Raw genomic sequence first — 20,783 nt, forward strand, 5'->3', positions numbered from 1 at the left:
CACGCCCGCCAGACCATCTGGCTCCATGAAAGCCGCTGTTTTTAGCCGCGTCAAGAGACCAATCTATGAGTTTTACCTCCCTGGGTTTATCCGCTCCGATTTTAAAAGCCGTAGCCAATAAAGGCTATGAGACACCTTCGCCCATTCAAGCTCAAGCGATCCCCGCAGTGCTCGAAGGCAAAGATGTAATGGCAGCAGCCCAGACTGGTACAGGTAAAACCGCAGGCTTCACACTACCTCTATTAGAGCTGTTAAGCAGAGGAAATCGTGCTCAAGCTAAGAAGGTACGCGCTCTGGTATTAACACCAACTCGAGAGCTTGCAGCTCAAGTAGCCGAGAGTGTCGATACCTATGGTAAGCATCTACCACTTAAATCCGCAGTAGTCTTCGGTGGTGTAGGCATAGGCCCGCAAATATCTAAGCTAGGTAAAGGCGTCGACATCTTAGTCGCCACGCCTGGTCGTTTACTTGACCTATACAACCAAGGTGCAGTGAACTTCAATCAACTTGAAGTTCTCATTCTCGATGAAGCCGATCGAATGTTAGATATGGGCTTCATTCATGACATCAAAAAAATCCTTAGAGTATTGCCGGCTAAACGCCAGAACCTAATGTTCTCGGCGACCTTCTCCGACGATATTCGTAAACTGGCTAAAGGCTTAGTGAACAATCCTGTCGAGATATCTGTTACGCCACGTAACGCCACGGCAAAAAGCGTTGAGCAATATATCTATCAGGTCGATCAGAAGCAGAAAACCGCTGCGCTAATCCACTTGATCAAGCAAAATGACTGGAAACAGGTCTTAGTCTTTAGCCGCACTAAGCATGGCGCAAACCGCATAGCCAAGAACCTCGAAGCTAAAGAACTTACCGCAGCCGCAATCCATGGCAACAAGAGCCAAGGCGCACGAACAAAAGCCCTTGCTAACTTCAAGAGTGGTGCTGTTCGTGTATTAGTCGCAACCGATATTGCAGCTCGTGGTATCGATATCGACCAACTGCCTAATGTAGTTAACTTCGACTTGCCGAATGTACCAGAGGATTATGTCCATCGTATCGGCCGTACTGGTCGCGCTGGCGCCAGTGGTCAAGCAGTCTCCCTAGTGAGTGGTGATGAAAGCAAGCTTCTCAGGGATATAGAACGCTTAATAAAGCAAACTATTCCCCGTAAGGAAGTGGAAGGCTTTGTGCCAACTCAAGTTGTAGCCGAAACCGATCTCAATGACAGAAAGCATGGTCAAAACCGTGGCCCGCGTAATGCTAATGGCCGTGGTAATGGTCGTAACGGCAACTCGAATTCACGTAGTAATGATGCTCGTTCAAGCTCAGGTTCTCGTCAATCCCGCAACAGCGAAGGCAAGGTCGAGCATAAAGATGGTCAACGCAGTGGCGAAGCCGCTCGCGGTCATAAACCAAATGACAATAACTCGGGTCATAGCCGTCGTAGATCAGGGTCTCAGTCACAAAACAGTGCAAGTGCTGGCGCCTCAAAGCCTTCAAGTAATGGCAATATTTGGGGCAACAAGTAATTCAAATCGATAAAAGTGACGACTATAAAGTCAGCAGCGAGAATATCATTTAACCAAAAAAAACCTAGCTTTTGCTAGGTTTTTTATTGGGATAAACTAGGTGAAGAGTTTATTAGAAACTATATTCAGCTCCAGCATAGAAATAAGCCCCATTAAACCCAAAAGGGGCTGAGCGACGTGAATAAGTAAACACACCTGGGCTGTTCACTATCTCATTACCATCATTGTCGACAATGACACCCGCTCTCGAGTTGCCAATTTCATTTTTATCAGGGTAAACATCGAAAATATTATTACCACCAAGATTAAATGACAAATTTTCAGTCAAATGATAATTAACTCTCAGATCTGTCAGAATTTCCGCACCATAGGTTTGACTATCTCCATCAGTCACTGTGTATTCACCGTAACGGTTAAACGCTAAATTCACGCTCCAATCACCCTGTGTGTATAAGCTGCTTAGACTCATACGGTCCTCAGGTTGCCAATCTTCGATAATAGAGATGTCCTGCTCAGAAAAGATATCTTCTGGTGGGATCCCATCTAACGCACTGTTAGGGGGCGTGAAAATATCTGTCACTTCTGTTTCAGTAAAATTAGCTGCAAAGGTTAACTTTAAATCACCACTTAACACTTCCGTATTCCATGTAGCAATGATATCCACACCAGTTGTCTCAGTGTCTGCACCGTTTAAGAAAAACTGTCCGGCACCGGCTCCTGCAGCAGTAAGGGCATCATCTAGCTCATCGGCTAAGCCATAACCCAACTTATTACTGATCACAATACGATCATCGATATCAATCGAGTAATAATCTATGGTCATGTTAAGCCCATAACCAAAGTCGATAACGGTACCAATACTAAAGTTAGTGGATTCTTCCTCTTTCAGCTCAGGAATACCAATCGATTTAGCCAGCTTACTATCATTTCTAAAAGTACCAATCTGCACAGCTATCTGATCGCCTGAAGGATCTTCAGGATTGGTAATAAACTGAGTACTTATATTATTGAAATACAGCTGCTGCATTGAAGGAGCACGGAACCCGGTACTCACAGCACTTCGCAATGAAATCTCTTCTGTAATGGACCAATTTGCCGCTAACTTAAAATTAGTGCTGTCGCCGAAACCATCATAACGGTCATAGCGCGCTGCACCACTAATCAGTAAGTCGTCGGTAATATCGGCTTCCATCTCAGCATAAAAGGAGATCACATCACGTGACTCATCCACAGCAGAAATAGGACCTATTCCACCAAAACCTTGAGTGCCGGCACTACGATCAGTGTCATAAAGGCTTTCCCCTGATTCGGTATCATAGTCTCGATAAGAGTATTCATCTCCGGGGTTAACACGATATTCATCCGTTCTTATTTCCGCTCCCATCGCCAGTCCAAACAGCTCAAATTGCTGAGTGTAATCCAGGTTTATTGTTTGTAACGAAAGCTCTAAGCCATAAGCAAAACCTTGACGTGGCACCGAGGTACGTATCTCATCCGCACTCATCGAAGAGGTGTAGATCAATGAATTAGCATATGATGAGTTAATCGTGTCACTTGTTGTATAGTCGATTTTATTACGACCATAGGTATATGACAGATCTAATGTCGCATCGTTATTAAATTCAGTGTTGTAACCAAAATTATAAGATACATCATTTATCTCGGAGTTAATTTTGGGTAAGAAGCCTGCCGGAATGGTTGCATCACCATCTTGTAAAGGGGCGTTACCACCATTGTTATTGTTGTGACGAAAGAATGCCGCGGATTCATTATCTCGATTTGAGTAGGTGATAAAACCATACAATTCCCCTTCGTCTAGTTCAAAGCCGGTATTAACTACCACACCTATTTGCTCAGAGTTCGCATCACCGATACGGAACGTATTTCTACTCGCGGTTAACTCCCGTGAATCGCCTGCTAACTGCGCACCGTTTCCAGCATCTGTACACCCGGAAAACTGACAAGAACCATGCAAACCCGCTCTATTGGTATAGCCACGATCGCGATAATTAAATGTCGTGTTCAAAAAGCCATTGTCACCCAAGGCAAAACCTTTTGAGATATCGATGTTGGTGGTTTCGCCATCACCTTCAGAATACTCACCATAAGAGACGCCGACTTTACCGCCGTCTTCTGCATCCTTTAACACAATATTGATCACACCAGCGATAGCATCCGAGCCATATTGAGCCGCTGCGCCATCACGCAACACCTCAATACGCTTAATAGCAGATGCTGGAATCGCATTCATATCAGTCCCAGCTGTACCTCGACCAACCGACGTATTGATGTGAATGAGACTCGCTTGATGGCGTCGTTTACCATTGATCAATACTAAGGTTTGATCTGGCCCTAAGCCCCTCAAAGTGGCAGGTCTTAATGCATCGGTTCCATCACTGATCGCTGAACTTGAAAAATTAAATGAAGGTGCAATGGCCTGTAACATACGGCCCACTTCCGTTTGACCGGTATTGGCCAAATCTTCTGCGGTTAAGATATCTACCGGCACAGGTAACTCATTTGAACTTCTACCAGGAACTCGGCTACCAATCACAGAGATTAATTCCATTTCTTCCTCTACTTGAGCTACCTCTTCAGCTTGCGTAACTTGACTTGTCCCCATTGCCAGAGGAATTAAAGCTGCAATTGTTGTTTTTCTCATTGTTGTATTTATCCCATCCTGTTCATCGGCTCGAATGCTCAACAGACCAGTGAGATTAGCTACAGCGATTAATCCGGTACCATCTAGTAATTTTTTTAAACCGGAAGTAGCTGAGTAATAACCTTTCAAATCATTTGCTTGATGTTTTCTCGTTAAATCGAACGAAAAAACTATCGTTTGATTAGACTTCTTGGCAAATTCAATAATGGCTTTATCAGCGCGTTGTTTACTAATATCAAAGCGAATCAAACCATCGGCAAATACAAACGGTGAAAATGACAACACCATTGCCAGTAATAAAAGGCAGCATGTTTGCAATACTGTGATTTGCTTCGGACAAACTCGCATTTGCCATCCGCGCAATATGAATAAACAGTTCAGAAAGAGAAATCCTCTATTGTTCTTATTAATTATTTATTTTCCAATATTGGTGTTTTTGCATTAGCAGAGGTTAAATGAATGATGTTGTCAGCACCTTTACTGTAGACAATACTAAAATTACTCTGTAACGAGGCCAGCAAACCATCTATATCCCCGGCCTTAAAATAACCCGCCACCTTTAATTCCGATAATGCCGGATCAACAATATCAAACTTAATGGATGAGTAACGACTCACCTCAGTTAATGCTGTAGACAAAGGTTCGCCTTCAAAAATTAACATACCTTGCTGCCAGGCTAAGTCGCGTTGCAATTGTTCGAGCGGAAGCTTTTCAACTTCTTTACATGTATTTTCAATAATCACAACCTTCTCGCCTGTTGACACTAACAAACCAGCTAACGCTTGCTTGGAAGTATCCTTTATCGACTCAGTAATCTTCTCAATACTCTGACCTGCGATAGTGACCAAAACCCTACCGTGGCTGACCACTAACTCCATGTCGAGATCATTGTTTTTTTGCACATTAAAGATAGTGCCTAAGGCGGTAAATGATTGTTCACCTACGGTAACGGTAAAGGGCCTTGATCTGTCTTTCGCAACATCAAATTTGGCCTCCCCCCGTATTAATGTAAGTTGGCGATAGCTGGATGAATAATTAACCTTGATAGCACTATTCGTATTTAATTGAACTGTTGACCCGTCGGGCAAAGAAAAGGTGGTTTGCTTACCAATTGAGGTAACGAACTTTTGGACATACTCCTGTTTATCCCCAGATTCCCATTGAATGAATTGAGTATTTAAAACCCAACGCCCACCAAAAAGAAACAGCAATAAAAAACTTGCTGCAACAGCCAAATATTGCCATTTAGCCTTACCATTACTCACTGACTTTTTAAGCGGGAATAGCATACTTAATTCATTTAAGACACTTAAATCATCCCAATATGAAGCCATATAAAACAAGGCCTCACGATGCGCATTACTCTCACTTATCCACTTCGACAATGCCTCTATTTCAGCCTCAGACAAACCTCTATCGATACGGCTTACCCACCTGGATGCTTGATCTTGAATATCTTCTTTGGTGTAAAACTTTTTGACTGTACTCATCGGCTAATAAACTCTTTTATATTAGACTGATTATTGGCGATACTAGCTGATCTATCCATTGAGGCTGTGACACTCACTGAAGAGTCACTTTGAGTCATGTTAGCACTCATTTTTTCCATATACTGTACGCTCTTAAGCAAACCTTTTGCCACATGCTTTTCTACTGTGCTCTCACTGATACTTAGATATTTTGCAATTTCACTCTGACTTAAGCCATACACTTTTTTCAATATAAAACATTTTCGTACAGGACCTGAGAGCTGGTCTGTCGCCCGACAAAATAGTAAGAAGCGTTCTTTACTTTCAAATTCAGACTCAAATGAGCTAGAGATAAGTTCAATTGGAGGCTCAACAAATGTTTCAATAGAGTCATTGTATTTATGGGAGGATTTAGCGATATGATTTAATGCCAAATGCTTCGCTGTTTTAAGCATATAGCTACGGACATACTTAATCTCTTGCTTTAATTCAGCCTCATAACTACGAACAAAAGTATCTTGCACTATGTCATCGATATCGTCAGGTTGGACGATTTTACTAATGACCCGCTTTAGCTTATTCGAGTAATTAATAAAAATATCTGACACATTTGATTTATTTTTAGCAGCCACCAAACAAACACCCTGAAACACAACAAACCCATTAACTTAACCTTAACCTAACACACCTTGCATCGATTCCCCTTTAAATTCGTTTACAGGTTTTATTTGAAGCACTATGACTGGTTAGTGACTAGGCTAAGAGCGACACGCCATTGACCAGCAGAGTATTGCTCACAGTCGATAGCAAAGCGCAGGCGTATGATATGCTGGCAATGAATGAGGCAACTTAGTGACATGAACAGTTCGGAAAATGACTAATAAGAAAAAGACCCAAGAACAAGCTGTAAAAGAAGCTTCTGCCATCAATTTAGAAGGCGGCTGCTTGTGTGGCGCACTCAGATATAGTGTATCGGCAATGCCCTTCGATGCAGACCATTGCCACTGTCGCATCTGCCAAAAAAGCACGGGAGCCGTAGTAGGCAGCTGGATGGATTTTCTTATCGAGCAGATCAGTTGGCTTTGCGGCAAACCAAGCGAATATGCTTCCTCAGACACCACAAGGCGCGGATTTTGTTCTAACTGTGGTACCAGTATCAGCTTTCGCGATACAAAGCATCCGAAATACTACACGTTAAGCATTGCATCATTGGATGAATCACACTTAGTGCCAGTTAAGTATCATATACACACTTCCAGCCAGATTAGTTGGCTATGTATAAAGGATGATACTCCCAAGTATCCAGGCTCTCGTCGTTAGGGGGTTAACTCTTCTTTTTACTTTATTTGTATCAACTAAGTGCAGTGAAATAGCGCCTTTCTTCCTCTTCAATATACTAACATCCGCTTATAAGTAGGCATGGATCTTACTTCCTACTTAAGTCATACACTCAAAGCGCGATTGTTCTGCTCTATAATTATTTTCAGTTCATCGAATAAAACTCTCACTTATCAGGTCTTATTGCAGCACCAGTAATAGCAGCACATATACGACTAAATCTAACAATAGCAACAGAAACAAAAACAAAAACAAAAACAAAAACAAAAACAGGAATAGTGACATGACTGAAACACTCAATCTCAAGTTTATCCTTACCTTTAAAGCCATTACGGTTTTTTTCTTGGTATTCATAGCGGCGTCCATCGCTATCACAACCCAAGCCAAAGCCGACGAGATAACCGAAATGACTGAGATAACAGGTGAGCATAACGGTCAAGTCATGGCAGTGAGCGGGCAATCTAAGGCATGGGAAGCGTCGAGCCAGCAATGGATGAGTCTGGATAGTTTCTGGCAAAATTGGGCTGACAGCCGTGGCGGTATCACCTGGGGACGCAGTAAAAATTACCCAGCTTATGAGCAAGTCAAAGAGCAAGATACGCTTTTGATAGAGCTCGACAGTGGTACCTGCTTGATGGAGTTCTGGCACTCCCGTTGGAGACGCGCCAACGATGTTCGCCGCTGGGATGATGCTTTTAATACATATTCTGCATGTAATAAAGTGTTCGACTAAATGGGTTAGTCGGTCAACTTGTTTAGGGGTGATCTACTACTTTAATTTGTATTGGTAAGGTGGAAGATGAAGGCTGCACCTTCATGGCAACCTATCACCTGTCTGGCAGCGGGCTTATGTGCAGATACTTCTGTGAGACGCAGCAAGTACGCTCCCTGTATGCTCTACGACAGCATCCATGCTGCCGAAGCTCACAGCCGCATCTACACTTTATAACTTACTAGAAGGGTTTACCTTCGATTAAAGAGAGCTATCCACCTTGCTCTTGTATGAAATGGAATTCCACGACGTTAATCCAAACGGAGTTTGGAAAATCTCTTCGGCCAGAGATACAAACTATCAAACAACAAAAAAGGGAGTGAACTTAAGTCCACTCCCTTCCTCTCGATATGTTATACAAGCTGGCAGCCTAGGAACTAGAGTCTCTAACCTAGGGCCTTAGTCGACAGACTAGCGCATTTCCCATGCACGATACATGCGGCCTTTAAGCTTGCCATTGACTATCTTATGCAGAGCACGCTTGGCGACTTTGCGGTCAACGGCTACATATGAGCGGAATTCGGTGATCTTAATCTTGCCGACTTCAGAGCCTTGAATCCCATCTTCACCTGTTAGTGCTCCGAGAATATCCCCAGGGCGAACCTTATTCTTCTTACCGCCTTCGATCTGCAGAGTAACCATCTTAGGCTGAGTCGGGAAGGTGTCTAACAGGTTCTCAGGTGGTAAACCTTCGCTAACGATATCACGTTCAAGATACTCTTCTAATAACTTGATCTTGTAATCATCATCATAGGTATAAAAAGTAAAGGCTGTCCCCTTGCTACCAGCGCGCCCGGTTCGGCCAATGCGGTGAATATGCACTTCGGTATCGAAGGCAAATTCGTAATTAATCACCATATCTAAGGCTTCGATATCCAAACCGCGAGCGGCGACATCCGTTGCCACCATGATAGAGGCACTCTTGTTGGCGAACTGCATCAGGGTGATATCTCTATCTCTCTGCTCCAGATCACCATGAAGTGCCACTACGCTAAAGCCATCATTGGCTAATGTGGCGGCAACATCTTTGGTTTCACGCTTGGTATTACAGAAGACCACGGCGCTCTCGGGACGATGCTGCAACAGTAATAATCGCAGCGCTTTTTGGCGATCTTTATTGCTGTCGATCTGATAAAAGTGCTGATCGATACTGCTGCTGTCGTGAGTTGATGCTACCTTGACCATCACGGGTTCAAACATAATCTCTTCTGCGACCTTTTGAATCTGCTTAGGGAATGTGGCGCTAAACAATAAGGTCTGACGTTCACGTGGCATCTCAGCCATAATGTAGTCTAGATCAGGTAAGAAGCCCATTTCCAACATACGATCGGCTTCATCAAGGACTAAGGTGTTGACGTTTTCCAGATTTAGCAGCTCACGTGACAGGTGATCAATAATACGACCCGGCGTACCCACTATGATATGGGCTCCATGCTCAAGCGAGCCGATCTGCGGCCCCATCGGCACACCACCACATAGGGTCAGCACCTTGATGTTGTGAATACCACGAGCCAGAGTACGGATCTCTTTCGCTACCTGATCGGCCAGTTCTCGAGTCGGACATAAGACTAGCGACTGAATACGAAAACGTTTCACGTCTAACTTGTTTAATAGACCTAAGCCAAATGCTGCGGTTTTACCTGAACCTGTTTTACCTTGGCCAATTACATCTTCACCATTTAAGATAGCCGGTAAGCTTTGTGCCTGAATGGATGTCATCGAGTCATAACCCATGGTTTTTAGGTTACTAACTAACTCAGGTTTCAAGGTTAATGTCGAAAATGACATATTTGTATCTGCTTTGGGGGTAACTTGGCTCAAGGTCTATTCCTATTTTTATCACGACGACAAGCTCGCCATGAAAGCGAATATCAATGCTAATCAACTGATATTCCGCTGATATAAATCGAATTTACTAAGCTAAACACCATCCCGTGAAATCGATGATAATCAGGCTCAATAATAATGGGCGGAGTATAGCAATATTTATACTGACTTGCGCTAATAGGTGTCCGAAAATCTTAGCCTATTTAAGAAAATATTATAAAAACTATTCCCCCCGCAAAACTATCGGCGTAATGCTTTATTGCTCACATCCTCAGCATAAGCTTCGCCTAAACTTCCACAGTTTGGACTCTTATAGAGCTAAGTCACTGCCTGTTACTAGCCTGCTCTCTTCTCTCTTGGCGTCTAGCCGCTCAATCACGACTCCATAGATGATCAATAAAATCGCAGAGACAGTGGCAATAGCCGCAAACACATACCAGATGTCGTGAGCATTAGTCTATGCTTCGAACCAAGCCTCATGGCTGGAAAATGTGCGTGGAACCGAGTAATAAGCTTGCAACAGATAGCCAGTTAACCAAAATCGAGCAAAGAGCTAATAAACGAGTGCAGATGAGAGAAGAGGCCATTAGGAGTGCAGAAAAAGAACCCGCTAACCAAGCCGCTTCAATACTGGTGAAGCCCAGTACTCTAGACTGGTACAAGGTGTTCTGTGGACATATGCACTCATGTTTCCTCCAATGACAATAAGGTCCTATTCATTGATAACAATGAGGCTCATAGTTTTACTCATTAAGCTTACAGCGACTAAAACTTTAGATGTAGAAATTTTTAGCTAACCCCCCTGCTTCTTAGGGAGTTCGATTTCAAACAGAGTGTGTCCCTGAGTGTCGTGTCGACAGGAAATACTCCCTTGTAGCGAGTGAACAATCAAGTTATACACTATGGTAAGACCTAATCCATTGCGCCCCAATCCTCTTTGGGTAGTAAAGAATGGTTCAAATATTTTCTCAAAGTCTTCTTCCGCCACCCCCCTACCTGAGTCGGAGTAAGTTAAACGTATCTTGTCATCTTGCTCTGAGACATGAATAAACACCTCTCCTCTATCTAAGTTTTCAAAACCATGCTGCAGTGAATTCATGATCAAGTTGGTCATAATCTCCTCCAACACACTCACAACGAGTTCAACTTCAACCGCTTCAGAGCAATCAAGATTTATGATGTATTGACTACCCTTCAACTTAGGCTTGAGGGTAAAGATAATTTCGTTGATATAATTGCAGAAATTTACCTGCCTTGGTGTCTCAGATGACTGCTGAATAGACAGTTTTTTAAAGGCTTTGACCAGATTAGATGAACGAGATAAGTTGGATAAAATTAAGCAAAGACTTTGCTCTATAGTGTTGATAAATTCGTCGAAGTCATCCCGAGCCAAATCTTCACGGGCATATTTCTCTTTCAATAAACGAGCCGAATCTGACAAGTAAGAGCCTGACGTTAAGCAGATCCCGATAGGAGTATTGAGCTCATGTGAAATTCCTGCGGCTAGACAACCTAAGGAAGCCATTTTTTCAGACTCGACTAGCTTGCTCTGAGTGAGCTGTAAGGTCATCAAGGTGGTTTGAATTTCATCAAAAGAATGTTTTAAGGCGTCAGTTCTAGCTTTAACCTTGCCCTCTAACTCATGATTTAACTTATCTAGTTCCAGCTTGGCGCTCTGCAGTCGTGTATTGACTACCACAAGTAAGCCAATGGTCATGGTTATTATGATGATCACCACCACTAAGGTATTAATTTCCGATTGTTTGAAATTGATCAGCAGCTGATTAATATCGGCTTGATCTTCTTTGATAAGCTTATTGAGATTGCGGGCAATGTCTAATGTCTTTGGGGTTATCTCTTCAATTATCTCGAACGCCATTTGGTCTTGATTTCTTTTGGCATAGCCAATAATCTTCATTCTATGGGGCTTAATCTCATTCAAACTGAGGGCAAGCAGACTTACCGTATTGTTGTTTGGAAGCTGGGATTGTAAGTTCTGAATTTTCTCATCGAGAATAGAGGTAGCCAGAATAGATGCGATCGCCGCCTCGCGGATGCTGGCCTTATCGCTGACTGCAATTAACTTGATTAAAGCCTTCTCCATATGATTAACCGAATCGTTTGCAGTATAGATAGCCTCAGTTCGGATCTTTGAACTCTCGAATGTCCGTTCCACTTCGATATTCAACTTATAAAGTGAATAGGTGGTATAGATGCCTAGAATAATAAGAATACTAAAGAGCACTATAGAGGTCAGTATTAAGCGTTTTTTGATGACTAATTGAATTGAATCAGACACTGACATCTGGCTAATCCCTTAATGTCTTAACGTAATCGGTCACTGCATTGATCTCATTAACACTCAGCACCTCTCCCCAAGGAGGCATTTTAGATGATCGCCCGACGGCTTGACCACCCAAGGTGATTATGTCAAACATGGATGCCCTTAACAGCCGACTTTGAGTTAGATTAGCAGGAGAAGGCTGGGTGATAAGCTTTGAAAGGCGCCCATCACCTTTACCACCCATTCCGTGACACAAGGAGCACCGGGTTTCAAATATGACCTTACCTTCCTCTAAACTTCGTAGCAGTTTGCTGGTGTACTTATTTAACATGGCAACGGCAGATTCAGTATCCTCCCTTAAGTAAATGATCAAATCAGCCACATCAGCAATCTCTAAAAGAGATAACTCATCTTCCCATGGCGGCATATTTTGATTCACACCTTTAGTGACCACAGAGATCACTTGCTTTCTGCTTGCGGCTTTTATCTTGATAAACAAATTTGTCTCAGGATAATCGTTAATTCGCAGTGGTAGATAACCATCACCCGTGCCAGTATTACCATGGCATAGGACACAACGTTCGGCATAAACCTTAGCGCCCCGATCCAAGCCTACGGCATAAATGTCCAAACAAAAGAGTGAAAGGGTAAAAGTAAAAGCTATCGCTACAGTATGAGTCATGAAAGCCGCTCACTCTTTAACTTCGACTGTTAGCATCATTTGAGAATGGATCGCGCACTCGATTTGAACTAAGCCCGGAGTAGTAAATACAACCGGACGAGACTCATCTTTGGGATAAGATCCCAGATCAAAAAATTGAGTGTCAGAAAGGCTAAAGATATTATGAAAAAAGGGATCCGCATTTAAAAAATAAATCGTATCGCCGACATTAATTGAGATTGTTTCAACACTAAAGGCTTTATCTTTCTGGGACACGACAAACTCTTCAGTGGCGTTTACCGTCTGAATAGAAAGCCAAATACCAAATGTTAAGATAAATATCTTCATGGGTGTCTCCAGTTATTGTGGCAACAGGGGTAATGTAATGCTCTTAGGAGCGCTACTCAGACCTTGTAGAAACGCGATAATGGCAGCCATTTCATCTTGGGTAAGGGACTGGGTTTTCAAGTTGGGTGAGAGATTCGTTTTCACTTCACCACCAAGATTGTAAAATGCTAAAACATCCTCAAGAGTCTCAGCGGAACCATCATGAAAATAGGGGGCAGATAACGAAATATCTCTTAAAGTTGGTGTCTTAAAAGCGCCTTTCATCAAGTTTAATGGGCGCTCTCTATACCTTCCCAAATCAGGCTCTTCAACCCCAAAAGAAACAAGCCCAATATTATGAAAACCATCATCAGTAAAATTTGGCGCGCTGTGGCACACGGCACAATTGCCTTTACCTGGATCGATGAACAGCTTAAACCCTTGGATTTGTAAGATCGTCATAGCTAATCTATCCCCCCTCACCCAAGCATCGAAGGGTGAGTTATTGCTGACAACGGTGCGCTCAAAACTAGCTATCGCCTTTACCACCGTTTCTTTATTAATACCTTCAGTAGGAAACACAACTTCGAATGCATCAACATACCCCTGAGTATTTTTGAGCAGACTAAGCAATTGTTCAAAATTGCTATTCATTTCCATTACGGCTTCCATAGGGCCGATAGCTTGCTCTTCCAGTGTTTTGGCTCTTCCATCCCACATCTGTATATGATTAAAGCCAGCATTGGTTATTGTTGGTGTAGCACGTTGCAGCAACTGGCTCTTATGCCCTCTGGCGACAGGTTGTGCATCTGACCAACCAAGCATAGGATTATGACAGCTTGCACAGGACATACTGCCATCGCCACTGAGTCTGGGATCGAAGAAGAGCATTTTCCCTAATTGTATTTTTTCTTGGCTTTGGGGGTTGTTCTCTGGCGAGGGGGCAACCTTAGGCAACAGCCACTTTTGCAAACTCGAGTGACCCGGTTCAAAAATATACCCATTCAAGTCTTCAGCACTCAATGAATTTGATAAACTGAGCGCAGATACCATTAGTGCTATATGAATCAATGTCTTCAAGGAGGCCACCTAAAACTCGGCAAGATTAAGCTTTCGAATCTAATACCAATCGGTATAAGTATAGAGCAAGCTATTCGTTTGAACTGAAAACAGAATATCTACACTAAGAAATACAGAATGACCGCTAAAAGTTATAATCATAAAACACACACACTTAAGAACAGTTAGTTAAATAAATTTGAAAATAAGACACCTCTAAAAATCTAAGCCAATTGTTATGATTTGCCTCTACTAACAAACCCGATGATTAGCTGCCCCTCGATAAATAAGCGAAATAGGGTTACTCTCCGCCTCCTGAAATATTTTTTTATAATGGCAACTCTCATGGTCAAACCTAATATCACTAAACAACAGCTTCTCGATGTAATTAAGTCTTGGGGAGAGCAGAAGATAAGCTCAGATCAGCTTCAGGATTGGATGGTGACTAACTATGATCCTGATGACAATGATATTGGTTTAGGTGAGCCTGAGTGGACTCAAGAAGCAATGAATATAGTTATGAATGAATACGAAATAGCTAAACAAGAAAAATTTCTTCTAGCAAAATATCAGCTAGCCATTAATTTTATTACTGCAGAAGAATCTAGATTTAACCAAACTAGGCATCTATTTTTGCATGAAGGTTTCTGCGATTAATCCACTCTAATTATTTATAATTTTGATATCTACACTCAGATAACTCTTCCACAATACGATATCTAATTTCCATACAAAATCATATTCATCTCCTATACTTATGGCAGCATAGGAGAGCTTAAAATGTTGAAACTGAATATCCGGCGCAAGGTAGTACTCACTACCTTGGCTTCTGTCGTGTTGTCTATATTGATCATCAGCGTCTACTCACTCAGTACCAGTCGCTCTATAATCTTAGAGAGCACCTTAGACAGGGAGCTTCCAGCTGTACTAGGAGAAGTCGCTAACGACATAGACGCCCAGTTACTTATGCCTATTACTATTGCAAAAGTCATGGCAAACAACGTCGATTACCAACAAATTATTCGCTCAGGAGACAAGCCTGATAGTCATCAAAAAATCATAAATTACCTGAATAACATTCAGCAGAAGTTCGGCACAATAGCAGCCTTCTTGGTCTCATCCGAGAGTGGACGTTACTTCACTCAAAATGGGGTATTTAAGACCATCTCAAAATCAGATCCAAAGGATCAGTGGTTTTATAATTTTATGGCCAGTGGAAAAGATTACGATCTAAGTCTAGATATTGATGAAAGTAATCAGACACCAACCCTCTTCATCAATTACCTAATGAAAGTCGACGGTAAACCCAACGCAGTTGCTGGGGTAGGGTTATCTTTAGCGAGTTTAGCAACCAGCATTAAACAGTACCAGATAGGCACTAATGGCATCGTATTCCTCACCGATGAGCTGGGAATAATAAAGCTACATCCGGACACGGGTAACATAGGTAAAAATATCAAGAACCTTGGAGACATTGACACTAGTTCACTCCTACAAAAACAAGCATTTTCAACCACTGAGTACCAAGACTCTGGTACCGATATGCTAGTTGCCAGTCGTTATTTACCTGAAATTGGCTGGTATCTTGTTGCACAAGTTCCCCGTGATGAAATATTTGGCCCCCTGAATCGAGCCACCTGGTCTGTGGCTGTTATGGGGCTAATTATCGCGATCCTATTTATGGTTATCAGCGCTTGGTTAATAAATCGACTAATATCCCCCTTCGGCGAACTAGCTAACATGCTAGAAGCGATAGGAGATGGTGAGGGAGATCTCACCATACGCTTGGATGAATCTAGGCATGATGAAGTAGGTAATATGGCCAGAGGTTACAACAAATTTGTTAGCTATTTGAGCAGCACCCTAAGAAGTGTATCTGCGACGGGAAACGACTTATATGAGGCAGTTGAAAGAATAGATAACCAAGCAAAACATATGGAGGGAGACATCACAGATCAAGTTAGCAAAATAGAACAGATTGCCACTGCAATTCACCAAATGGGGATGACAGCAGAAGAGATTGCCGGCAGTGCAAATAATGCGGCAGAAAATGCACAAGTAGCAGAAGAGGCTGTCGTACAAGGCAACATGTCGGTCCAGAAAACGATTTCAAGCGTTTCTACCATGAGTGAGCAACTACTCAACACCAGCCAGACCATCAGCCAGCTTGCAGAAGATGCCAACTCAATCGATACAGTACTGGAAGTTATCCGTGCCGTATCAGAACAAACGAACCTACTCGCCCTCAATGCAGCCATTGAAGCCGCTAGAGCGGGTGAACAAGGTAGAGGCTTTGCTGTAGTGGCAGATGAAGTCAGAACTCTAGCCTCAAGAAGCCATGCATCAACTGAAGAGATAAAAGGCATTATTGAGAAGCTACAAGCTAAGACCCATGAGGCGGTAGAGGCTATCGAAAGAAGTACAGAGCTAAGCAGTGACAGCCAAGCTGAAGCGACTATTTCCGGCGAACATTTACAAAGTATCTCTGAAAACATCAAGGTGATGAACGAGATGAGCGTCCAGATCGCCACGGCAACGGGAGAGCAATCAAACGTAGTTGGAGAGATAAACCCACATGTCACCGCTATCGCAGATATCTCAAGTACCAGCAGCCAAGTTGTCCAACAAACATCGGTAGACTGTAGTGACTTACGCGAGATGGCAGTACAACTCAACGAATTGGTAGCCAGATTCAAGATATAACACACTAAGTTATAAGCATATCAGCCACACTACATAAGCAGCTTTGCGCTGCATGTGAAGTAGATGATTTCGTGTATACGCCGACTGAAAATGACCAGTTCTCACATGGAGATGAAATTCAGGAGTTCTGCATGGGCAGCATTCAACCCTATTGTTTAGGTTTTCGAAGCGGGAGAGTCCGCTCAGCGGCGGGTTGCTCCTTCGAGGAGCGTATATACGAAGTCCAAAAGCACCTTCCAATGGCCAGCTTCGAATAGACCCTTCGCGCTCAAACCTAGCATCAAACTATGCTTGATAAACGCAGAACCTTCCCCCAACTATCAAATGGAATGAACCTCACTACGTGAGGACTCTTTATATTCCCCATGAACGAGTGGTCATTTCAAAAGCTGTTAAACGATAAATTTCAGACGTAAAAAAGCCCGCTACATCGTAGCGGGCTTAAATACTACTCTTTACGAGTAAAATAGGCGCCTGGAAATGACCTACTCTCACATGGGGAGACCCCACACTACCATCGGCGCAATTGCGTTTCACTTCTGAGTTCGAGATGGGATCAGGTGGGGCCACAATGCTATGGTTTCCAGACAAATTTTCTAAAAATGGTGCTGATACCCAGAATCGAACTGGGGACCTCATCCTTACCAAGGATGCGCTCTACCGACTGAGCCATATCAGCAATATTTTCTTTTTCTTTCGCTAATTTAGTCTTATGTGATACATCGAAATGTAATTTAACAGCTAAACAATACGGTAATTAGGCGCCTGGAAATGACCTACTCTCACATGGGGAGACCCCACACTACCATCGGCGCAATTGTGTTTCACTTCTGAGTTCGAGATGGGTTCAGGTGGGGCCACAATGCTATGGTTTCCAGACTAATTTGGCGATTACTTTCAGCTTTTAAAAAAGCTAAAGGTAAAAGAATTTAGAAAGCTGGCTATTCAGAAATCGTCTAAATAGCGTTAAATAATTGGGTCTAGTACACGGATGTACTCTATGTCATAAATACAGAAGCATTTTATGACCAACTTAAATCAAGTTCGTATTCTTTTGTGCTTGTAAAGTAATCAACATTAACGCTACAAACCCATCTGGGTTGTATGGTTAAGCCTCACGAGTCATTAGTACAGGTTAGCTCAACGCCTCACAACGCTTACACACCCTGCCTATCAACGTCCTAGTCTCGAACGGCTCTTTAGAGGAATTAAATTCCTAGGGATGACTCATCTTAGGACTCGCTTCCCGCTTAGATGCTTTCAGCGGTTATCGATTCCGAACGTAGCTACCGGGCAATGCTATTGGCATAACAACCCGAACACCAGCGGTTCGTCCACTCCGGTCCTCTCGTACTAGGAGCAGCTTCCTTCAATCATCCAACGCCCACGGCAGATAGGGACCGAACTGTCTCACGACGTTCTGAACCCAGCTCGCGTACCACTTTAAATGGCGAACAGCCATACCCTTGGGACCGACTTCAGCCCCAGGATGTGATGAGCCGACATCGAGGTGCCAAACACCGCCGTCGATATGAACTCTTGGGCGGTATCAGCCTGTTATCCCCGGCGTACCTTTTATCCGTTGAGCGATGGCCCTTCCATACAGAACCACCGGATCACTATGACCTACTTTCGTACCTGCTCGACGTGTATGTCTCGCAGTTAAGCTGGCTTATGCCATTGCACTAACCGTACGATGTCCGACCGTACTTAGCCAACCTTCGTGCTCCTCCGTTACTCTTTGGGAGGAGACCGCCCCAGTCAAACTACCCACCAGGCACTGTCCTCAACCCCGATTCAGGGGCCAGAGTTAGAACATCAAAACTACAAGGGTGGTATTTCAAGGTTGACTCCATCAGAACTAGCGTCCCAACTTCAAAGTCTCCCACCTATCCTACACATGTAGGTTCAATGTTCAGTGCCAAGCTATAGTAAAGGTGCACGGGGTCTTTCCGTCTAGCCGCGGGTATACGGCATCTTCACCGCAATTTCAACTTCACTGAGTCTCGGCTGGAGACAGCGTGGCCATCATTACGCCATTCGTGCAGGTCGGAACTTACCCGACAAGGAATTTCGCTACCTTAGGACCGTTATAGTTACGGCCGCCGTTTACCGGGGCTTCGATCATGAGCTTCTCCGAAGATAACCCAATCAATTAACCTTCCGGCACCGGGCAGGCGTCATACCGTATACTTCCTCTTGCGAGTTTGCACAGTACTGTGTTTTTGATAAACAGTTGCAGCCACCTGGTATCTGCGACTGCCAGCAGCTTAAGGAGCAAGTCCCATCACCGCCGGCAGCGTACCTTCTCCCGAAGTTACGGTACCATTTTGCCTAGTTCCTTCAGCCGAGTTCTCTCAAGCGCCTTGGTATTCTCTACCCAACCACCTGTGTCGGTTTGGGGTACGATTCCTACTAACCTGAAGCTTAGAAGATTTTCCTGGAAGCATGGCATCAACTACTTCAACCCCTTAGGGTCTCGTCATCAGTCCTCAGTCTTGCAATTTAATGCGTATTCCCGGATTTGCCTAAGAATACAACCTACAACCTTAAACGCGGACAACCAACGCCGCGCTAGCCTAGCCTTCTCCGTCTCTCCATCGCAGTTAGCAGAAGTACAGGAATATTAACCTGTTTCCCATCGATTACGCCTTTCGGCCTCACCTTAGGGGTCGACTTACCCTGCCCTGATTAACATTGGACAGGAAACCTTGGTCTTTCGGCGAGGGAGTTTTTCACTCCCTTTATCGTTACTCATGTCAGCATTCGCACTTCTGATACCTCCAGGATGGGTTACCCCTTTCCCTTCAACGGCTTACAGAACGCTCCTCTACCGCACTAGTGCAAGCACTAGTACCCATAGCTTCGGTGTATTGCTTAGCCCCGTTAAATCTTCCGCGCAGGCCGACTCGACTAGTGAGCTATTACGCTTTCTTTAAAAGATGGCTGCTTCTAAGCCAACTTCCTAGCTGTCTAAGCCTTCCCACATCGTTTCCCACTTAGCAATAACTTTGGGACCTTAGCTGATGGTCTGGGTTGTTTCCCTTTTCACGACGGACGTTAGCACCCGCCGTGTGTCTCCCGAGTAGTACTCATTGGTATTCGGAGTTTGCAAAGGGTTGGTAAGTCGGGATGACCCCCTAGCCTTAACAGTGCTCTACCCCCAATGGTATTCGCTCGAGGCGCTACCTAAATAGCTTTCGAGGAGAACCAGATATCTCCCGGTTTGATTGGCCTTTCACCCCCATCCACAAGTCATCCGCTCATTTTTCAACATAAGTCGGTTCGGTCCTCCAGTTGATGTTACTCAACCTTCAACCTGCCCATGGATAGATCACCGGGTTTCGGGTCTACACCTTGCAACTAAACGCGCAGTTAACACTCGGTTTCCCTACGGCTCCGCTATTCGCTTAACCTCGCTACAAAATGTAAGTCGCTGACCCATTATACAAAAGGTACGCAGTCACGGTCTCAAGAACCGCTCCCACTGCTTGTACGTATACGGTTTCAGGTTCTATTTCACTCCCCTCACAGGGGTTCTTTTCGCCTTTCCCTCACGGTACTGGTTCACTATCGGTCAGTCAGGAGTATTTAGCCTTGGAGGATGGTCCCCCCATGTTCAGACAAGATGTCACGTGTCCCGTCCTACTCGTTTTCATCTATAGTTAGTTTTCATGTACGGGGCTATCACCCTGTGCCGCTGAGCTTTCCAACTCATTCCACTAACACCCTATAGACTTAAGGGCTAATCCCCGTTCGCTCGCCGCTACTAGGGGAATCTCGGTTGATTTCTTTTCCTCCGGGTACTTAGATGTTTCAGTTCCCCGGGTTTGCCTCACTACACTATGTATTCATGTAGTGATACTCACTTATGTGAGTGGGTTTCCCCATTCGGACATCGTTAGCTCAAATGCTTGTTACTAGCTCGCCAACGCTTTTCGCAAGTTACTACGTCCTTCATCGCCTCTGACTGCCAAGGCATCCACCGTATACGCTTAGTCACTTAACCATACAACCCACATAAGTTTGTTGTATCGCAACTAATGGTGTTTACTTTCGCCAAAAGAATACTCATGACTCAATCGTTAAAGACCTTTTCTTACAAGAATCTATAATGAATGAGTCGGCACTTGATTTAAGTGTTTGAGAACT

14 protein-coding genes, 1 tRNA gene and 3 rRNA genes are annotated in these 20,783 nt (G+C 43.8%); 6 read left to right on the forward strand and 12 right to left on the reverse strand.

Annotation, left to right across the window (positions count from 1 at the left end; all coding sequences use genetic code 11):
* The first annotated feature begins 65 nt into the window (after positions 1–65).
* Positions 66–1,529: a DEAD/DEAH box helicase gene (locus tag sps_RS24770; protein ID WP_077754940.1), complete on the forward strand. Its 1,464-nt coding sequence runs from the start codon at positions 66–68 to the stop codon at positions 1,527–1,529.
* 112 nt (positions 1,530–1,641) lie between these two features.
* Here sps_RS24770 and sps_RS24775 read toward each other — a convergent pair whose 3' ends face one another.
* The 3 genes from sps_RS24775 to sps_RS24785 all read right to left on the reverse strand — a co-directional run bounded on the left by sps_RS24775 (position 1,642) and on the right by sps_RS24785 (position 6,292).
* Positions 1,642–4,539, reverse strand: coding sequence for a TonB-dependent receptor plug domain-containing protein (locus tag sps_RS24775; protein ID WP_077754941.1), 2,898 nt, complete (start codon positions 4,537–4,539; stop codon positions 1,642–1,644).
* 62 nt (positions 4,540–4,601) lie between these two features.
* Positions 4,602–5,681, reverse strand: a complete 1,080-nt coding sequence (locus sps_RS24780) for a FecR family protein (RefSeq protein ID WP_077754942.1) — start codon at positions 5,679–5,681, stop codon at positions 4,602–4,604.
* The gene (locus sps_RS24785) at positions 5,678–6,292 is read right to left on the reverse strand and encodes an RNA polymerase sigma factor (RefSeq protein ID WP_077755853.1); all 615 of its coding nucleotides are present in this window, start codon (positions 6,290–6,292) and stop codon (positions 5,678–5,680) included. Before sps_RS24785 ends, sps_RS24780 begins: the two co-directional genes overlap by 4 nt.
* 241 nt (positions 6,293–6,533) lie before the next feature.
* On the opposite strand from sps_RS24785, the gene sps_RS24790 reads away from it, so the two are divergent.
* From sps_RS24790 to sps_RS28625, 3 genes are all read left to right on the forward strand, one after another.
* Positions 6,534–6,980 carry a GFA family protein gene (locus sps_RS24790; protein WP_077754943.1) on the forward strand — a complete coding sequence of 149 codons (447 nt, stop codon included), beginning with the start codon at positions 6,534–6,536 and terminating at the stop codon, positions 6,978–6,980.
* 301 nt (positions 6,981–7,281) lie between these two features.
* On the forward strand, positions 7,282–7,731 hold the full coding sequence (locus sps_RS24795; protein ID WP_077754944.1) for a hypothetical protein: 450 nt from the start codon (positions 7,282–7,284) through the stop codon (positions 7,729–7,731).
* Positions 7,732–7,797: 66 nt separating this feature from the next.
* Complete coding sequence (locus sps_RS28625; protein WP_169915934.1) at positions 7,798–7,947, forward strand: hypothetical protein; 150 nt, start codon at positions 7,798–7,800, stop codon at positions 7,945–7,947.
* 234 nt (positions 7,948–8,181) lie between these two features.
* Here sps_RS28625 and dbpA read toward each other — a convergent pair whose 3' ends face one another.
* The 5 genes from dbpA to sps_RS24825 form a co-directional block, all read right to left on the reverse strand.
* Complete coding sequence (gene dbpA / locus sps_RS24800) at positions 8,182–9,558, reverse strand: ATP-dependent RNA helicase DbpA (protein ID WP_077755854.1); 1,377 nt, start codon at positions 9,556–9,558, stop codon at positions 8,182–8,184.
* Positions 9,559–10,390: 832 nt separating this feature from the next.
* Entirely contained in the window at positions 10,391–11,902 is a 1,512-nt protein-coding gene (locus sps_RS24810) for an ATP-binding protein (protein WP_077754945.1), read from the reverse strand.
* A gap of 4 nt (positions 11,903–11,906) precedes the next feature.
* Entirely contained in the window at positions 11,907–12,563 is a 657-nt protein-coding gene (locus sps_RS24815; protein ID WP_077754946.1) for a c-type cytochrome, read from the reverse strand.
* A gap of 9 nt (positions 12,564–12,572) precedes the next feature.
* Positions 12,573–12,890 (reverse strand): cupredoxin domain-containing protein, encoded by a 318-nt coding sequence (locus tag sps_RS24820; protein ID WP_077754947.1) that lies wholly within the window; start codon positions 12,888–12,890, stop codon positions 12,573–12,575.
* Positions 12,891–12,902: 12 nt separating this feature from the next.
* The gene (locus tag sps_RS24825) at positions 12,903–13,949 is read right to left on the reverse strand and encodes a cytochrome-c peroxidase (RefSeq protein ID WP_237157942.1); all 1,047 of its coding nucleotides are present in this window, start codon (positions 13,947–13,949) and stop codon (positions 12,903–12,905) included.
* A 324-nt stretch (positions 13,950–14,273) separates the two neighbouring features.
* Here sps_RS24825 and sps_RS24830 point away from each other — a divergent pair, with 324 nt between their 5' ends.
* Positions 14,274–14,585, forward strand: a complete 312-nt coding sequence (locus tag sps_RS24830) for a hypothetical protein (RefSeq protein WP_169915936.1) — start codon at positions 14,274–14,276, stop codon at positions 14,583–14,585.
* A 123-nt stretch (positions 14,586–14,708) separates the two neighbouring features.
* Positions 14,709–16,631 (forward strand): methyl-accepting chemotaxis protein, encoded by a 1,923-nt coding sequence (locus tag sps_RS24835; protein ID WP_077754950.1) that lies wholly within the window; start codon positions 14,709–14,711, stop codon positions 16,629–16,631.
* Between the two features lie 472 nt (positions 16,632–17,103).
* Here the strand turns inward: sps_RS24835 and rrf (sps_RS24840) are convergent.
* From rrf (sps_RS24840) to sps_RS24855, 4 genes are all read right to left on the reverse strand, one after another.
* Positions 17,104–17,219: ribosomal RNA gene (gene rrf / locus sps_RS24840) — 5S ribosomal RNA — on the reverse strand.
* Between the two features lie 15 nt (positions 17,220–17,234).
* Positions 17,235–17,310, reverse strand: a tRNA-Thr gene (locus sps_RS24845).
* 84 nt (positions 17,311–17,394) lie between these two features.
* A 5S ribosomal RNA gene (gene rrf / locus sps_RS24850) occupies positions 17,395–17,510 on the reverse strand.
* Between the two features lie 225 nt (positions 17,511–17,735).
* Positions 17,736–20,640 (reverse strand): 23S ribosomal RNA (locus tag sps_RS24855).
* Positions 20,641–20,783: the final 143 nt, after the last annotated feature.

It is taken from the genome of Shewanella psychrophila, from assembly GCF_002005305.1.
In the GTDB taxonomy this organism is placed as follows: Bacteria; Pseudomonadota; Gammaproteobacteria; order Enterobacterales; family Shewanellaceae; genus Shewanella; species Shewanella psychrophila.